15 protein-coding genes are annotated in these 15947 nt (G+C 62.8%); 3 read left to right on the forward strand and 12 right to left on the reverse strand.

Going from position 1 to position 15947, the window contains the following annotated elements; all coding sequences use genetic code 11:
* Positions 1-4: 4 nt before the first annotated feature.
* The 8 genes from fabF to ACQKRQ_RS19320 all read right to left on the reverse strand — a co-directional run bounded on the left by fabF (position 5) and on the right by ACQKRQ_RS19320 (position 6974).
* Positions 5-1243, reverse strand: coding sequence for a beta-ketoacyl-ACP synthase II (gene fabF / locus ACQKRQ_RS19285; RefSeq protein WP_132373574.1), 1239 nt, complete (start codon positions 1241-1243; stop codon positions 5-7).
* Positions 1244-1475: 232 nt separating this feature from the next.
* The gene (acpP, locus tag ACQKRQ_RS19290; protein WP_004197638.1) at positions 1476-1715 is read right to left on the reverse strand and encodes an acyl carrier protein; all 240 of its coding nucleotides are present in this window, start codon (positions 1713-1715) and stop codon (positions 1476-1478) included.
* A gap of 151 nt (positions 1716-1866) precedes the next feature.
* Positions 1867-2616 carry a 3-oxoacyl-ACP reductase FabG gene (gene fabG / locus ACQKRQ_RS19295; protein WP_427478795.1) on the reverse strand — a complete coding sequence of 250 codons (750 nt, stop codon included), beginning with the start codon at positions 2614-2616 and terminating at the stop codon, positions 1867-1869.
* A gap of 100 nt (positions 2617-2716) precedes the next feature.
* Positions 2717-3652: an ACP S-malonyltransferase gene (gene fabD, locus ACQKRQ_RS19300; RefSeq protein WP_132373572.1), complete on the reverse strand. Its 936-nt coding sequence runs from the start codon at positions 3650-3652 to the stop codon at positions 2717-2719.
* Between the two features lie 116 nt (positions 3653-3768).
* Positions 3769-4758: a beta-ketoacyl-ACP synthase III gene (locus tag ACQKRQ_RS19305; RefSeq protein WP_132373571.1), complete on the reverse strand. Its 990-nt coding sequence runs from the start codon at positions 4756-4758 to the stop codon at positions 3769-3771.
* Entirely contained in the window at positions 4758-5864 is a 1107-nt protein-coding gene (plsX, locus tag ACQKRQ_RS19310) for a phosphate acyltransferase PlsX (RefSeq protein ID WP_408181047.1), read from the reverse strand. The genes ACQKRQ_RS19305 and plsX overlap by 1 nt, the downstream gene beginning before the upstream one ends.
* Positions 5865-6048: 184 nt before the next feature.
* Positions 6049-6228 (reverse strand): 50S ribosomal protein L32, encoded by a 180-nt coding sequence (gene rpmF / locus ACQKRQ_RS19315; protein ID WP_006051932.1) that lies wholly within the window; start codon positions 6226-6228, stop codon positions 6049-6051.
* Between the two features lie 101 nt (positions 6229-6329).
* Positions 6330-6974, reverse strand: coding sequence for a DUF177 domain-containing protein (locus tag ACQKRQ_RS19320; protein WP_427478798.1), 645 nt, complete (start codon positions 6972-6974; stop codon positions 6330-6332).
* A gap of 259 nt (positions 6975-7233) precedes the next feature.
* Here ACQKRQ_RS19320 and ACQKRQ_RS19325 point away from each other — a divergent pair, with 259 nt between their 5' ends.
* Both ACQKRQ_RS19325 and ACQKRQ_RS19330 read left to right on the forward strand, forming a co-directional pair.
* Complete coding sequence (locus ACQKRQ_RS19325; protein WP_427478799.1) at positions 7234-7851, forward strand: Maf-like protein; 618 nt, start codon at positions 7234-7236, stop codon at positions 7849-7851.
* Positions 7848-8567: an SAM-dependent methyltransferase gene (locus ACQKRQ_RS19330; RefSeq protein WP_427478801.1), complete on the forward strand. Its 720-nt coding sequence runs from the start codon at positions 7848-7850 to the stop codon at positions 8565-8567. The genes ACQKRQ_RS19325 and ACQKRQ_RS19330 overlap by 4 nt, the downstream gene beginning before the upstream one ends.
* 94 nt (positions 8568-8661) lie before the next feature.
* Here ACQKRQ_RS19330 and ACQKRQ_RS19335 read toward each other — a convergent pair whose 3' ends face one another.
* Genes ACQKRQ_RS19335 through ACQKRQ_RS19350 form a run of 4 tightly spaced genes read right to left on the reverse strand, consistent with a single transcriptional unit; the run spans position 8662 to position 11778 of the window.
* Positions 8662-9666, reverse strand: a complete 1005-nt coding sequence (locus ACQKRQ_RS19335) for a S49 family peptidase (protein ID WP_132373565.1) — start codon at positions 9664-9666, stop codon at positions 8662-8664.
* A gap of 33 nt (positions 9667-9699) precedes the next feature.
* Complete coding sequence (locus ACQKRQ_RS19340; RefSeq protein ID WP_132373564.1) at positions 9700-10104, reverse strand: Rieske (2Fe-2S) protein; 405 nt, start codon at positions 10102-10104, stop codon at positions 9700-9702.
* The gene (locus ACQKRQ_RS19345; RefSeq protein WP_106309894.1) at positions 10101-10760 is read right to left on the reverse strand and encodes an HAD-IA family hydrolase; all 660 of its coding nucleotides are present in this window, start codon (positions 10758-10760) and stop codon (positions 10101-10103) included. The genes ACQKRQ_RS19340 and ACQKRQ_RS19345 overlap by 4 nt, the downstream gene beginning before the upstream one ends.
* The gene (locus ACQKRQ_RS19350; RefSeq protein ID WP_132373563.1) at positions 10753-11778 is read right to left on the reverse strand and encodes an RluA family pseudouridine synthase; all 1026 of its coding nucleotides are present in this window, start codon (positions 11776-11778) and stop codon (positions 10753-10755) included. The genes ACQKRQ_RS19345 and ACQKRQ_RS19350 overlap by 8 nt, the downstream gene beginning before the upstream one ends.
* A gap of 733 nt (positions 11779-12511) precedes the next feature.
* Between ACQKRQ_RS19350 and ACQKRQ_RS19355 the strand changes: the two genes are divergently transcribed.
* On the forward strand, positions 12512-15790 hold the full coding sequence (locus tag ACQKRQ_RS19355) for an Rne/Rng family ribonuclease (RefSeq protein WP_427478804.1): 3279 nt from the start codon (positions 12512-12514) through the stop codon (positions 15788-15790).
* Positions 15791-15947: the final 157 nt, after the last annotated feature.

The raw sequence follows: 15947 nt of genomic DNA on the forward strand, positions 1-15947 counted from the left end.
TCGATCAGGCGCGCTTGAAGACCAGCGTGCCGTTCGTGCCGCCGAACCCGAACGAGTTCTTCAGCGCGACGTCGATCTTCATCTCCCGCGCGGTGTTGGCGCAGTAGTCCAGGTCGCACTCGGGATCCTGGTTGAAGATGTTGATCGTCGGCGGCGACACCTGATGATGCACGGCCAGCACGGTGAACACCGACTCCAGACCGCCGGCGCCGCCCAGCAGGTGACCCGTCATCGACTTGGTCGAGTTCACGACCATGTCTTTGGCGTGGTCGCCGAAAGCGCGCTTGATGCCGGTTGTTTCGGCCAGGTCGCCAAGCGGCGTGGACGTGCCGTGCGCGTTCAGGTAGTTCACCTGATCCGTGTTGATGCCCGCGTTCTTCAACGCAGCCAGCATACAGCGGCGGGCGCCGTCGCCGTCTTCCAGCGGCGCGGTCATGTGATAGGCGTCGCCGCTCATCCCATAGCCGCTGACTTCGGCGTAAATCTTCGCGCCGCGCGCCTTCGCGTGTTCGTACTCTTCGAGCACCATCACGCCGGCGCCCTCGCCCAGCACGAAACCGTCGCGATCCTTGTCCCACGGACGGCTCGCCGTTGCCGGATCGTCATTGCGTTGCGACAGCGCGCGCGCCGCCGCAAAGCCGCCGATACCGAGCGGCGACACGGTCGATTCCGCACCGCCCGCGATCATCACGTCGGCGTCGCCGTATTCGATCAGGCGCGAAGCCTCGCCGATACAGTGCAGGCCGGTGGTACAGGCGGTGACGATCGCCAGATTCGGACCTTTGATGCCGAACTTGATCGACAGATGCCCGGAGATCATGTTGATGATCGACGCCGGCACGAAGAACGGCGAAATCCGGCGCGGGCCGCGATTGAGCAGTTCGGTTTGCGTCACTTCGATCATCGGCAGACCGCCGATGCCCGAACCGACCACCACGCCGATACGCTCCGAATTTTCGTCGGTGACTTCAAGGCCGCTGTCCTGCATCGCCTGGATGCCTGCAGCCACGCCGTAATGGATGAACGTATCCATGTGGCGCGCTTCCTTACCGGGGATGTAGTCCTCGATATTGAAGCCCTTCACCTCGCCGGCGAAACGAGTCGAAAAGTTCGATGCATCGAACTTCGTGATATTGGCAATACCTGACTTGCCGGCGACCAGATTGGCCCAGCCGTCGGCAACATTATTGCCAACAGGCGAAATCAGCCCCAGGCCTGTAACAACAACACGACGGCGGCTCACGGTAACCCCTTTTTCATAGATGACAAAAGCAAAAGCCACAGCGGCCACAGGAACTTGCCCTGTATGCCCTGTGGCTGTTTAACTCGGCAATCGCGCGAAAAATTGCGCAGTCAACATCGCTGGCTCCTGCTTGGCAAAACGCGCGGCAAAAAACGCCAACCCTGCTGGCGTCGGCAACCGACACGGCAGAGCGTCATACGCCGCCAACGCAGAAACGCGGGCGCGAATGACCTTAGGCCTTGACGTTCGCGCGAGCGTAGTCGATCGCTTGCTGAACGGTGGTGATCTTCTCGGCTTCTTCATCCGGAATTTCCATGCCGAATTCGTCTTCGAGGGCCATCACGAGCTCAACGGTGTCGAGCGAGTCGGCGCCGAGGTCGTTCACGAACGAAGCTTCGTTCTTGATCTCAGCTTCTGCAACGCCCAGTTGTTCTGCGACAATCTTCTTGACGCGCTGTTCGATATTGTCCATTACCCCTCCAAGGGAAAAGAAGTTCAAAAATACAGGTGCGCGCATTTTATCAGGTTTGACCCGGCAAAAAAGCGGCGCATCGGGTTGCTGTCAAGGCATGCGCCTTACGCATTTACAAACGCATCAAGGCGCGGATAGTAACCGAATTTGGTTACGCCATGTACATTCCGCCGTTCACATGCAGTGTCGTGCCGGTGATATACCCGGCTTGCGGCGATGCCAGAAACGCCACGGCGTGCGCAATATCTTCCGGGCTGCCGAGGCGGCCCAGCGGAATCTGCGTTTTCAGCGCCGCTTGCTGCTCTTCCGGCAGAGTCTTGGTCATGTCGGTATCGATGAAGCCCGGCGCCACGCAATTCACCGTGATGCCGCGGCTGCCGATCTCGCGTGCGAGCGCGCGGGTCATGCCCGCCACGCCCGCTTTCGCGGCCGCGTAATTGATCTGCCCAGGGTTACCGGCCGAGCCGACCACCGACGTGATGTTGATGATGCGGCCGCCCTTGGCCTTCATCATGGGACGCAGCACCGCGCGCGACAGACGGAACACCGACTTGAGATTGGTGTCGACCACCGCGTCCCAATCGTCGTCCTTCATACGCATGGCGAGTTGATCCTGCGTGATGCCGGCGTTGTTCACCAGCACGTGCAGTGCGCCGAATTCCTTTACCGTGCCGTCGATCAGCGCTTCCGCCGCAGCCGCGTCGTTCACGTTGAGCACCGCGCCGCGGCCGTTCACGCCGGCCGCGTTAAACGCTTCGCTGATGGCGGTCGCGCCGCTTTCGCTGGTCGCCGTGCCGATCACCGTCGCGCCCTGGCGCGCCAGTTCCATGGCGATCGCACGGCCAATGCCGCGCGACGCGCCGGTGACGATTGCGATCTGCTTGTCGAGAGTCTTTTCCATCTGTCAGTCCGGATGCCCTTCGGAGGGCTGATTGATTCTTGATGCGCAGCCCTGATGCCGTCGCGAAGCGCCTGCTGCCAGGTGCCGCGCGACGTTGCGTTCAGCCTGCCTTCACGAGTTTGAGCGTTTCTTCGAGCGAAGCCGGATCGAAAATCGAAGCACCAACCAGGTTGCCGTCGATGCGCTTGGTCAGACCCGCAAGGACCTTGCCCGGACCGCATTCGATCACGTGCGTGACGCCTTGCGCCGACATGGCCTGCACGCTTTCGACCCAACGCACCGCGCCGGCCGCCTGGCGTACCAATGCGTCCTTGATCCCGGCCGGCTCGTTGACCACGGCGACGTCGACGTTGTTGATCACCGGAATCGCCGGCACCTGCACGTCGACACTTGCCAGATACTCACGCAGCTGATCCGAGGCCGGCTTGAGCAGCGACGAGTGAAACGGCGCCGAGACCGGCAGCGGCAAAGCGCGCTTCGCGCCCTTCGCCTTGGCGACTTCGCAAGCCTTTTCGACCGCGGCTTTGTGGCCCGCGATCACAACCTGCGCCGGCGCATTGAAATTCACCGCTTCGACGACGCCCGCGACCGACGCTTCGGCACACACCGCGCGCACCGTGTCGTCGTCGAGACCGAGAATCGCGGCCATGCCGCCTTCACCGACCGGCACGGCCGTTTGCATGGCTTGCGCGCGAAAACGCACGAGCGGCACGGCATCGCGAAACGCGATCGCGCCCGCCGCGACCAGCGCCGTGTATTCGCCGAGGCTGTGGCCCGCGACGAGCGCCGGCTTCGGGCCGCCAGCCTGCAGCCAAGCGCGATACATCGCGTAAGCGGCGGTCAGCATGACCGGCTGGGTGTTGGTGGTGAGGTTCAGATCTTCGGTGGGGCCTTCGGCGATCAGCTTGCCGAGGTCCTGATTAAGCGCATCGGAGGCTTCCTGAACCGTTTCACGCACGACCGCGTGATCGGCGAATGCGTTGAGCATGCCGACCGACTGCGAACCTTGCCCAGGAAAAACGAACGCAAATTTCATATCGTCCCCAAAATCGATTTAGTCAGATGTGGGTGGCGCGCCCAGTTGACTGGCGAGCGAGCGCGCTCAAGCGTAGTCGAGCGCCGCGAAGCGCGCTCGCCATAACGTCGCCGCTATCAGTAGCGGATAACCGACGCGCCCCACGTGAAGCCGCCGCCGACACCTTCGATCAGCACGTTCTGGCCGCGCTTGATGCGGCCGTCCCGCACCGCGACGTCGAATGCGAGCGGAATGGACGCAGCCGACGTGTTGCCGTGCTCGCCCACCGTGACGACCATGCGTTCCTGCGGCAAGCCGAGCTTGCGGCAGGTGCTTTGCATGATGCGGATATTCGCCTGATGCGGAATCAGCCAGTCGACCTGTTCAGCCGACAGATTGGCTTTCTCGAGCGCTTCGACCGCGACCTTTTCGAGCACGTTGACGGCGAGCTTGAACACGGCCTGGCCGTCCATATGCAGGAACGCGCTACCGGCCACCACACCGCCATTCACGTTGCCCGGCGTGCAGAGAATGTTCGAATGGCTGCCATCCGCGTGCAACGCGCTTGCCAGCACGCCCGGTTCTTCGGACGCCTGCAGGATCACCGCGCCCGCGCCGTCGCCGAACAGTACGCACGTGGTGCGGTCGTTGAAGTCGAGAATGCGTGAGAAGGTTTCCGCACCGATCACGAGCGCCGTGCGATGCTGACCGCTGCGAATGAAGCTGTCCGCCGTGGCGACCGCATAAGCAAACCCGGAACAGACGGCCTGCACGTCGAATGCCGCGCCGTGATTCTTGATGCCGAGCTTGTTTTGCAACAGGCACGCCGTGCTCGGGAACACGAAGTCCGGCGTGGAGGTGGCGACGATGATCAGATCGATCGACTGCGGGTCGATATCCGCGGCTTCGATCGCGCGTTGCGAAGCGATGAGCGCCAGATCGCTGGTCGTGACATCAGGGTCCGCGAAGTGGCGCGCATGAATGCCCGTGCGAGCGACGATCCACTCGTCGCTCGTCTCCACGCCCTGCTTGGCGAGACGTTCGGCCAGATCCTGATTGGTGACGCGTTGGGACGGCAGATAGCTGCCGGTGCCCAGCACGCGGGAATAAATTGTCGATTGAGCCATTATGCCTTCGAGGATTGCGCAGCGTAGGGCTCGGCGGGCTGGCCTGCGATCGGGCTTGCGTGACCCGCACCGCTCGCGTCGCGCGCCGCCTGTTCGAGAGAACCCGCATTCTCTTCCATCGCTCGCGCAAGGCGTTCCAGCACGCCGTTTTTGACGGCATCATACCCGCGTTTGATAGCCCACTCAAACCCGTAAGCATCTGCCGAACCGTGGCTTTTGATCACCAGCCCGCGCAGGCCGAGCAACGCGGCGCCATTGTATTGCCGATGATCGACGCGTTTCTTGAAGCGCATCAATACCGGCAAGGCGAGCACCGCCATCACTTTGGTGAGCCACGAACGGCCGAACTCTTCCTTGATGATGTTGGACAGCATCTGCGCAAGGCCTTCCGACGTCTTCAGGGCGACATTGCCGACAAAACCGTCGCAAACGATCACGTCGACCGTGCCCTTGAAGATATCGTTACCTTCAACGTTACCGTGAAAGTTAAGTGTACTCGCGCGCAGCAGTTCGCCGGCACGTTTAATGGTGTCGTTGCCCTTGATGACTTCTTCGCCGATGTTGAGCAGGCCGATAGTGGGCCGATCCTTACCCTCGAGCGCGGACACGAGCGCGTGCCCCATCTCCGCGAATTGCAGCAGATGCTGCGGCTCGCAGTCGACGTTGGCGCCCAGGTCGAGCATCATCGTGTAGCCATTGGGATTGGGTAGCGCCGACGCGATGGCCGGGCGTTCGATGCCCGACAGCGTTTTGAGCACATAGCGCGAGACGGCCATCAGCGCGCCGGTGTTGCCGGCGGAAATGCAGGCTTGCGCCTCGCCTTCCTTGACGCGGTTCAGCGCCACGCGCATGGACGAATCTTTTTTCTTGCGCAGCGCGACTTCGACCGGATCGTCCATGGCGACGATCTCGGAAGCGGATACGACGGTCAGCGCCGGCAGGTCCTGAGCCTTCAACTTTTTCAGCTGCGCACGAATCGCACTTTCAATGCCGACGAGCAGCAATTGCGCGTCGGGATGCGAACGAACGAAGTTGACGGCAGCGGGAACGGTCACGGACGGGCCGTGGTCGCCTCCCATGCAATCTATCGTGAGCTTTACTGTCATGGAGTGCGACGAATTTCAGACGCCCTGCATGGGATCATAGCAAGCGCCAAAGCGCCAACTGCGATCGACATAAAAAAGCGGCAATTGAATGCCGCCTTTTTGCCGAGCCGGGAAAATGTCAAGCGAGCCGATCGCCACGCGAAACGCCACAGGGCGACACGCAACGAAACGCGCAGTGAAACGATTAATCGTTCTTCGTCTTGACGACTTTCTTGCCGCGATAGTAGCCGTTCGGGCTCACGTGGTGACGCAGATGCACTTCGCCCGTGCTCGGTTCCACGGCCAGCGGCGCTGCCGTCAGGAAATCGTGCGAACGGTGCATGCCGCGCTTCGACGGCGACTTCTTATTTTGTTGAACTGCCATGACTAACTCCTAAAAATTTTCCGAATTCTAACACAGCCCGATCCGGTCTCCGCCACTGGCCGAATGGCCAATGCGCCCGCATCGCGCTCCCATGCAACTGTTCAGTGCTTCTTGTCGTCCGGCTCACCGCGCTTCAGACTCTGGAGCGCCGCAAACGGATTGGGCCGTTCGGGCTCGCCGCCCTCGCCAGCTTCGTCCAGTGCGCCCTCGTCGCCCTCGCCTTCGGCACCGGCCACACCAGAGACGAGACTCTCGTGCACTTTGGGGCAGACCTCGTGCTTGGGCACGAGCGGCAAGGAAAGCAGCAACTCTTCTTCGATCAAGTCGATGAGATCGAAATGGTTCGAACCCACGATCACTTCGACTTCATCCTCGTCGAGCGGAAACTCTTCGGCTTCCGCCTCAGTGTTGACGATCCGGTAAGTCGCATCGACGTTGAATGCCTGCAAGTACGGTGTCATGCACCGCTGACATTCGAGCCATGCAGCGCCGTGAATCGCCATCCTCAAATAAGGCTGGGGACCCTCGGTGCCGTCGTCCTGCAATTCCGGCTGCGTCGTGCCTTCGGCTTGCCAGGTGAACGCGGTATCGCGGTCTGGCGCTTCTGCCGGGACTTCGTTTAACATGCGCGGCAGTTGCGAGACGCGCACGACACCCGCGGCCTGACGCCCACTCCGCGCAAATTCGAACAGATCGATATCGTGCGGGTCGGACAGACCTGCAGGGTTGCCAGGATGTTGAGTCATGTGCGCTCCTGCGTCGGCAAAGATTTCGCCGGGTATAAACCGCGAGGTATAACTGATTTGCAAGACAGCCCGCGAGACCCATGTATCGCCTGCAGTTAGCACCGCAGTTGACACACGCCGAGACCCGCTTAGCGCAAGCATACCGATGAAAAGCCCAAAATCATATCCGTTTTGTCTTTTCGAGTCAAACACTTAAGCCCGTACGCGCGCGAGCTTCGCGCAACCCCGTACGCCCTGCCTCTCTAGCCGTTGATTGCCCATGCCAGACTCCCCCAATCGCCCGCCACGCCTGATTCTGGCGTCGAGTTCGCCTTACCGTCGCGAACTGCTCGAACGTCTGCGCGTGCCGTTCGATGTCGTCGTGCCCGCGATCGACGAGACGCCGCGCGCCGGCGAAACGCCCGAAGTCACCGCGCTGCGGCTCGCGCAAGCCAAAGCTCGCGCGGTAGCCGGCGGACTCGGCGCCGGTGAAGCGGCGCTCGTGATCGGCTCCGACCAGGTCGCCACTTACGACGGTCTGCAGATCGGCAAGCCGGGATCGCACGACAAGGCGCTCGCCCAGTTGCAGGCGATGCGCGGCCGCGAAGTGCTGTTTCATAGTGCACTGTGTCTGTTCGACAGCCGCTCGGGAAACGTACAAGCGGTCGACGTGATTACCCGCGTGCATTTCCGCGATCTTCCGGACTCGACGCTGGAAGCCTACCTGCTAGCCGAAACGCCGTACGACGTTGCGGGTAGCGCCAAATCCGAAGGGCTCGGCATCGCCTTGCTCGAGGCCATCCATTCCGACGACCCGACCGCGCTCGTCGGCCTGCCGTTGATCGCGCTGTCGCGCATGCTGCTCGCGGTGGGTTATCCACTATTGGGGGCTCAATGAGCGGCACGCTCTATCTGATTCCGAACACGCTGGGCGAAGGCGACGCCGAGGCGCTCGACGCCGTTCTGCCCGCGCCGGTACGCGCCCGCGCCGCCTCGCTTCACTATTACATTGGCGAAAACGCGAAAACCACGCGCGCTTTCCTCAAGAAGGTCGGCACGGAACGGCCGATCCAGGAAATCGAGATCCGCGAACTGAATGTGAATACGCCGGCTGGCGAGATCGACAAGCTGCTCGCGCCGCTTCTCGGCGGCACGGACGCGGGTCTGGTTTCCGAAGCGGGCTGCCCGGCGGTCGCCGACCCCGGCGCGCTGCTGGTGCGCCGCGCGCACGAGCGCGGCGTGAAGGTCGTGCCGTTTGTCGGCCCGAGTTCGATTCTGTTGGCGTTGATGGCTTCCGGGCTCAACGGGCAGAGCTTCGCGTTCCACGGCTATCTGCCGGTCGACGCCGCGGAGCGCGCCAAGCGTCTGCGAGACCTGGAGCAACTGTCGCGCAAAGGCAAGCAAACGCAGATCTTTATCGAAACGCCCTATCGGAATCGCGCGTTGCTCGACACGCTGCTGGCGACGTGCGCGCCGTCCACGCTCGTTTGCGTAGCGGTCAATCTGACGCTGGAAACGGAGACTATCGCCAGCCGCACCGTGGCTGACTGGAAGAAAAAGCCGGCGATCGATCTGCACAAACGACCGGCTATTTTCCTGATCCTGGCCGTTTGACCCAAGCCGCGTAGAAAAACCAGGCGGAAAACAAAAAGCCCCGCGCGATCATCGAATTCCGATCACGCGGGGCTTTTTCAATACCGACAGCAGATCAACGCAGATTCATCTTCCCACCGAGCGCCATGGCGTGAACCGCGCCACTGCCGACCGCCGCGCCGAATTTGCGCGCAACGCGGTCCGTAATGCTCTCTTTCACCGTGTAATCGACGATATCTGGTGCCTTGAACAGATCGCGCGCCACGTAATCCGCGTCGCCGAAACCGTCGGCAAGGCCGAGTTCGACGCTCTTCTGGCCCGTCCAGAAAAGGCCCGAGAACATGTCCGGCGTTTCATGCAGACGCTTGCCGCGCCCTTGGCGTACCGCGTCGATGAACTGCGCGTGGATCTGATCGAGCATATCCTGGGCATGTTCGTCCATCTTCGGTGTTTCCGGCGAGAACGGATCGAAAAATCCCTTGTTCTCACCCGATGTGTGCAGACGCCGCTGGATCCCCAGCTTATCCATCAAGCCGGTAAAACCGAAGCTATCCATCAACACGCCGATCGAACCGACGATGCTCGCCTTATCGACATAAATCTTGTCAGCCGCCGCGGCCGCGTAATAGCCGCCGGACGCGCACATGTCGCCGACGACCACATACAGGGGAATCGACGGATATTTGGCGCGCAAGCGGCGAATTTCGCTATAGATGATGCCCGCCTGCACCGGACTGCCGCCCGGGCTATTGCAGCGTAGGATCACGCCGGCGGTGCCCGCGTCGTCGAACGCGCTTTGCAGGGCCGCGTTGACATCTTCCGCGTTCGCGTTCGTATCCGCCGATATCTCGCCGTCAAGCGTCACCATGGCCGTGTGACGGCCTGTGGCGACGACCTTGTCGCCGGAGAAGTCGATGGCAGCCCAAATTGCCAGCAGCACTACGATCAGAAAAACGAAGCGGAAAAAGATCCTCCATCGCCGCGCCGCGCGCTGCTCGTTGATCGCCGCGAGCGCGATACGCTCGAGCGCGGCGCGTTCCCAGCCCGGCTCATCGGCAGGCGTGCGGGGGCGGCCTGTCAGGGACGGTTCCTTCGGCTCGGGAGTCAAATTGTCGGACATGCGGTGCAGTGGAAAGGTCGAAAGGGAGAAAAATCAGAGTGTGGCCGGACGAAGTTCGCCGTCGGGCAGCCAGAACACGGCGCGGCCTTCCGGCGTATCGCGCTCGTCCACCTGAACTGGCCGCAATCGGCCGCCGCGGCACGGACCACCGACGCATTTGCCCGTATCCGGCGCGTAAATCGCGCCATGTGTAGCGCACATCAAGTATAAACCGGACGATTCGAAGAACTGCCCTTCGGCCCAATCCAGCTCCATCGGCACGTGGGCGCAGCGGTTCAGGTAGCCGTATGCGCGGCCATCATAGCGAACAAAAAATACGACCACGTCGCCGCCACCGAGCTTCGCCGCGTGGCGCACGCCCGCGCCGCCGTCGACCAGTTCGTCCGATGCGCAGACGCGAACCGCCTCTGCCGGCGCTTGCGTGGCAGCGGTGCTCATGCGTTCTCTCGCAGCCAGCCGGACAGCACACTCACGCTCGACGCAACGAATTTCGGCGACAACGCGCTCAACGAATCCGCAGGATGCGCCCCATATGTGACGCCAATGCCCGCGACGCCCGCATTGATCGCCATTTGCAGATCGTGTGTGGTGTCGCCGACCATCACTGTACGTGCGTTGTCCTGCCCCAGTTCGCGCGTCAATTCGTGCAGCATCGCCGGGTGCGGCTTCGAGAACGTCTCGTCGGCGCAGCGGGTGCCGTCGAACAGGCTCGTCAGGCGCGACTGGTCCAAAGCTCGATTCAGCCCGACGCGGCTCTTGCCCGTCGCCACGGCCAGCAGATAGCCCTGGTCGCGCAATTCCTGCAGCATTTCGCGCACGCCGACGAACAGCTCGGTGGTCTGATCCTTCACCAGATAATGGAAGCGATAGCGCTCGGCCAGTCGCGGATAGTCCGAAGGATCGAGCGTGGGCGCGGCAATCTGCAGCGCGTCGCGCAACCCGAGGCCGATCACATAGCTGGCCGCCTCGTCGGCGGGAACCGGCAAACCGAGATCGCGGCATGCCGACTGGATGCTGCGCGTGATGTGCGCGGTCGAATCCATCAACGTCCCGTCCCAGTCGAAGACGATCAGATCAAATTGCTCTCTAGCCATGCGGTGTCGTCTCCGGGTGTGACCCATTTCGTAATTCGTTGAGCTGTGCGATGAAGCTGCGGCATTCGGCCGGCAACGGCGCCTCGAACTGCAGCGGCGCGCCGGTTGCCGGGTGCGTGAGCTTCAGCCGGTAAGCGTGCAGGAACATGCGCTTCAGGCCAGGCTTGGCGTTGGCGCGCGCCAACGCCTTGTTCAGCGCGAAGTCGCCGTATTTGGCGTCGCCGACGATCGGCAGTTCCAGATGCTGCAAGTGGACGCGAATCTGATGCGTGCGGCCCGTCTTCAGTTCCGCCTCGAGCAGCGCGTACTCCGGCCAGCGGTCGATCAGATTGAACACCGTGTGCGACGCGAGTCCGTCCGGCTGAACGCGCACACGACGCTCGCCGTCGGCCGTCAAATACTTGTGCAGCGGCTCCTTGACCGCGCGGCGGCGGCCCCAGTCGCTCGCCCAGTCGCCGTGAACGCAAGCATAGTAGCGCTTATCCATCTTGTTCTCGCGAATCTGCTCGTGCAGATTGACGAGCGCCGAGCGCTTCTTGGCGAGCATCAGAATGCCGGACGTCTCACGATCCAGCCGATGCACCAATTCGAGGAATTTCGCCTGCGGACGCGCCTCGCGCATCTGCTCGATCACGCCGAACGCGACGCCGCTGCCGCCGTGCACCGCCACGCCGGCCGGTTTGTCGATCACGAGCATGTGCTCGTCTTCAAAAATAATCTTGAAATGGGCGGCCGGCACCGGTGTCTGGGCGGCTGCTTCGTTCTGTTGGGCGACGCGAATGGGCGGCACGCGCACCAGATCGCCGAGCTCGAGACGGTACTGCGCGTCTATCCGGCCCTTATTCACACGCACTTCCCCGCTACGCAGGATGCGATAAATATGGCTTTTCGGCACGCCTTTACAGACGCGTAACAAGAAGTTGTCGATGCGCTGTCCGGCCGCACTGTCGTCGATCTCGATCATCGAGACCTGGTCGCTTGCGACCGATTTCTGGGATATTTTGCCTAACTCTTTCATTCTGAATATAATTTGCCCAGCAGTCTGCGGCGGCCGGCGCAGTGTCCGGAATTCGGGCGGATTGCGCAGGTGCAAGCGATAAACCGTTATTTTACTTGCGCCGGGGTCTGGTTGCTCACCCTGAAAATGAGATGCAACAAGTTGCACGCACGAAGTCAGTGCCCGGCAGGGACGGCGCCCACAGGCGCGTTCGGTCAAGGTCGGCTTCGACGGTAACGGAATTTTGGTAAAAAAGAATTTAACTTTCAGCTTCGGTATCGGGCGGTCTGACGCCCTGCTGTACGAAGCTGCGAGTTGCGAAAATACGGCGTGCGCCCGAGGCGTCTTGTAGAAAGTACAAGACATGGCGACGTCAAAATGAGGCGAGACACCCCCAGCAGGAAAAGACGCGCCGACTGCGCGAACTTCCCGCTGCGGCACGACCGCAGCCTTCGACCCTCCGGTCACGCGTCCAGTTGGCGCACCGGCGCGAGTGGACGAAGGCTTATGAAGGTCGGCCGGCATAACCCGCGGCGTGTCGGGTCGTTATTTGAAGCCGTGTTCGCATGTGCCCTGCGGCACCGTGCCCATTGTTTAATGGGGCCGGGCCCTCTCAGGCAATTCTCCCACCAGCTTTCCCGCTCCAGCGTGCTTGTGAAAACACAGTAAGGCGCGGCATGCCGCTGCCCGCTTCGCTCTCGCGACTGACAACCGCGCAGTGAAGGGGCAGGCTAAGCCGCTCTGGAGCCGTTCAATGAAACGAATGTTGTTCAACGCGACGCAGCAGGAAGAACTGCGCGTCGCCATCGTCGATGGGCAAAAACTCATCGATATCGACATCGAAACCGCCGGGCGCGAACAGCGCAAAGGCAATATTTACAAGGGCATCATTACTCGCATCGAGCCGTCGCTCGAAGCCTGTTTCGTCAACTACGGCGAAGACCGCCACGGCTTCCTGCCGTTCAAGGAAGTCGCCCGCCAGTACTTCCGCGACGGCGTCGACATGCGCTCCGCGCGCATCCAGGACGCGCTGCGCGAAGGCCAGGAACTGATCGTTCAGGTCGAAAAAGAAGAACGCGGCAACAAGGGCGCGGCCCTTACCACGTTCATCTCGCTCGCCGGCCGCTATCTGGTTCTGATGCCGAACAACCCGCGCGGCGGCGGCGTGTCGCGCCGGATCGAAGGCGACGACCGTCAGGAACTGCGCGAAACCATGGCGCAGCTGCAACTGCCGGAAGGCATGAGCATCATCGCGCGCACGGCCGGCATTGGCCGCAGCGCCGAAGAACTGCAGTGGGACCTGAACTACCTGATGCAACTGTGGCGCGCCATCGAAGCCGCGTCGCAAAGCGGCTCGAGCGGCCAGCCGATGCTGATCTATCTCGAATCGAGCCTCGTCATCCGCGCGATTCGCGACTATTTCCAGCCGGACATCGGCGAAATTCTGATCGACACCACCGAAATTCATGACCAGGCACGCGCCTTCATGGATATCGTGATGCCGGATAATGTCAGCAAGGTGAAGCGGTATCACGACGACGTGCCGCTCTTCTCGCGTTTCCAGATCGAACACCAGATCGAAACGGCGTACTCGCGCACGGTGCCGCTGCCCTCGGGCGGGGCAATCGTGATCGACCACACCGAAGCGCTGGTTGCGATCGACGTGAACTCGGCACGCGCCACCAAGGGCGCCGACATCGAGGAAACGGCCGCGCGCACCAACCTCGAAGCCGCCGACGAAGTCGCCCGCCAGTTGCGTCTGCGTGACCTGGGCGGCCTGATCGTGATCGACTTCATCGACATGGAATCGGCCAAGAGCCAGCGCGAAGTCGAACAGCGCCTGAAAGACGCCCTCAAGCACGACCGTGCGCGCGTCCAGATGGGCAAGATCTCGCGCTTCGGCCTGATGGAACTGTCGCGTCAGCGTCTGCGTCCGGCTTTGTCGGAAGGCAGCCACGTGACCTGCCCGCGCTGTAACGGCACGGGTCACATCCGCGATACCGAATCGTCCGCGCTGCAAGTGCTGCGGATCATTCAGGAAGAAGCGATGAAGGAAAACACCGCGGCAATTCATTGCCAGGTGCCGGTCGAAGTGACCGCCTTCCTGTTGAACGAAAAGCGCGCCGAGATCAACAAGATCGAATCGCGTTTCAAGGTCAATGTCGTTCTGATCCCGAACAAGCACCTCGACACGCCGCATTACAAGCTCGAGCGTCTGCGTCACGACGACGCGCGCCTCGACGAGCCGCGTGCTTCGTGGAAGATGGCCGAGGAAGCAGCCCGCGAACTGGAATCGGAAACCGGCTACAGCAAGCGTGCCGAGGAAGTGAAGCCGAAGCAGGAAGCCGCGGTCAAGGGCATCACGCCTGAAAAGCCGGCGCCGAGCGCACCGGTTCGCCCCGTCGCCACCCCGGCTCCGGTCGCGGTCACGCCGGCGAGCGGTGGCTTCATCGGCTGGTTGAAGAATCTGTTCGGCATGCAGCCGGCCGCTCCGGCGCCTGCCGCGCCGGCCACGACCGAAAAGCAGACGCGTCCGCAACGCGGCGAACGCACGGAGCGCGGTGAGCGCACCGGCGAACGCGGCGGCGATCGCAGCCGTAATCGCCGTAGCGGCACGGGCACTCGCGATGCAGCGGGCCGTGGCGAAGGCACGACCGGCGGCCGTCAAGCCCAAGGCCAGCAACCGTCGCAACGCCGCGAGGAACGCGAGCCGCGTGAAGGCCGTGAGGTGCGTGAAGCACGCGAAGGCCGCGAGCCGCGCGAAGCACGTGAGGCGCGCGAACCGCGTGGCACTCGCGAGCCGCGTGAAGCACGCGAAGGCCGTGAACTGCGCGAGGGTCGCGAAACCCGTGACCGCGACAATCGCGGTGCCGAGCGCGCGGAAACGGCGGAGGCCGCACCGCGTGGCGAACGTCAGGAACGCGGCGAGCGCCGTGAACGTGGTGATCGTTCGGAACGTGGCGAACGCCGCAAGCCGCAAGCAGAAACCACGGATGCACTGACGCAAAGCGAAGCGCAAACGGCGGAAGAACTGGTGCAAAACCAGACCGCTTTGGGCGAAAACGGCGCGCCGATCGATCAGGAAGCGGTGGCGCGTGAAGGTGAAGAGCGCCGTCGTCGTCGTCGCGGCCGTCGTGGTGGCCGTCGTGAGCGTGAAGAGGACGTGAACGGCAACCTGGCAGCGGACGTCGCGGAAGCCGAAGGCGACAACGCGAGCGCAACCGACGAAGCGCCGGTGCGCACGGCGCATCAGCCGGTCGAGCGCAAGCCGGAAGTCGCCGCGGCGAAGGACGTGACGCCGGTGGAAGTGGTGGTCGCTGCTGTCGCGACTGAAACCGCCGTGGTGACCGAACTGCACGCCGCAACCGAAACACCGGCACTGGCCGTCGAAAAGGCTGCAAAGACGGAAACGGTGGTACCGGTCGCGGAAGCGCCGGTTGCGCCGGCAGCCGTCGAGCCGGTCGCCGAAACGCCGGTGGCGCAAGCCGCTGTCGAGCCGGTCGAAGCGGCGCAAGCCGCGCCGGCCGCTAGCGAAACGGTTTCGCTGGTTGAACCGGTCGCACGTGTTGAGGCCCCGGCTCAAGCGCAGGTCGAGGCACCGGCAGTTGCGCCTGTTGTCGAAGCGCAAGCCGCTGCGCCGGCTCCGGTCGAAACCGTGGCTCCGGCTACGGTGGTTGAAGCGCCGGCCGTTCAGCCTGCACCGCAAGCTGAGATCGTCGAACCGCAGCCGGTCGTGGCAGCGGTGGCACCGGCAGCCGAGCCGGCGGCGATCGAACCGGCGCCTGTCGCCGTTGCACCGCAAGCACCGCAACAAGCGCCCCGTCATAGCGGCGTGTCGGCGGAAGCCCTGAAGCCGGTACTGGAACAAGCCGGTCTCGTCTGGGTGAATACCGACGCCGACAAGCTGCGCGCGGCTCAGGAAGCTGCTGCGCAGACCGTCAAGCCGGCTCGCGTGGTGCGCGAACGCAAACCGCTGCCGCCTGCCGACAGCGCGCCGATGCAACAGGTGGAAACAGGCCGGCACCCGCAGTAAGCCGCCCTGCCGCACTCGAAAAGCCCGCCCTTACCGGCGGGCTTTTTGTTTTCATGGGCCGTGCTCCAGCCCAAACTCGCAGCGCTATGCCACTCCCCGTATACCCCGACACGGCCAGGGGTGCCGCTGCCCCCGGAAGCATTTCCGATAGAATGAA

The organism is Paraburkholderia sp. NPDC080076 (assembly GCF_050281145.1).
In the GTDB taxonomy this organism is placed as follows: domain Bacteria; phylum Pseudomonadota; class Gammaproteobacteria; order Burkholderiales; family Burkholderiaceae; genus Paraburkholderia.

Excerpts from the sequence above, each read along its gene's own strand:
- acpP (WP_004197638.1), bottom strand. The coding sequence starts at position 1,715 with ATGGACAATATCGAACAGCGCGTCAAGAAGATTGTCGCAGAACAACTG.
- fabG (WP_427478795.1), bottom strand. The coding sequence starts at position 2,616 with ATGGAAAAGACTCTCGACAAGCAGATCGCAATCGTCACCGGCGCGTCG.
- fabD (WP_132373572.1), bottom strand. The coding sequence starts at position 3,652 with ATGAAATTTGCGTTCGTTTTTCCTGGGCAAGGTTCGCAGTCGGTCGGC.
- ACQKRQ_RS19305 (WP_132373571.1), bottom strand. The coding sequence starts at position 4,758 with ATGGCTCAATCGACAATTTATTCCCGCGTGCTGGGCACCGGCAGCTAT.
- plsX (WP_408181047.1), bottom strand. The coding sequence starts at position 5,864 with ATGACAGTAAAGCTCACGATAGATTGCATGGGAGGCGACCACGGCCCG.
- rpmF (WP_006051932.1), bottom strand. The coding sequence starts at position 6,228 with ATGGCAGTTCAACAAAATAAGAAGTCGCCGTCGAAGCGCGGCATGCAC.
- ACQKRQ_RS19320 (WP_427478798.1), bottom strand. The coding sequence starts at position 6,974 with ATGACTCAACATCCTGGCAACCCTGCAGGTCTGTCCGACCCGCACGAT.
- ACQKRQ_RS19325 (WP_427478799.1), top strand. The coding sequence starts at position 7,234 with ATGCCAGACTCCCCCAATCGCCCGCCACGCCTGATTCTGGCGTCGAGT.
- ACQKRQ_RS19330 (WP_427478801.1), top strand. The coding sequence starts at position 7,848 with ATGAGCGGCACGCTCTATCTGATTCCGAACACGCTGGGCGAAGGCGAC.
- ACQKRQ_RS19335 (WP_132373565.1), bottom strand. The coding sequence starts at position 9,666 with ATGTCCGACAATTTGACTCCCGAGCCGAAGGAACCGTCCCTGACAGGC.
- ACQKRQ_RS19340 (WP_132373564.1), bottom strand. The coding sequence starts at position 10,104 with ATGAGCACCGCTGCCACGCAAGCGCCGGCAGAGGCGGTTCGCGTCTGC.
- ACQKRQ_RS19345 (WP_106309894.1), bottom strand. The coding sequence starts at position 10,760 with ATGGCTAGAGAGCAATTTGATCTGATCGTCTTCGACTGGGACGGGACG.
- ACQKRQ_RS19350 (WP_132373563.1), bottom strand. The coding sequence starts at position 11,778 with ATGAAAGAGTTAGGCAAAATATCCCAGAAATCGGTCGCAAGCGACCAG.
- ACQKRQ_RS19355 (WP_427478804.1), top strand. The coding sequence starts at position 12,512 with ATGAAACGAATGTTGTTCAACGCGACGCAGCAGGAAGAACTGCGCGTC.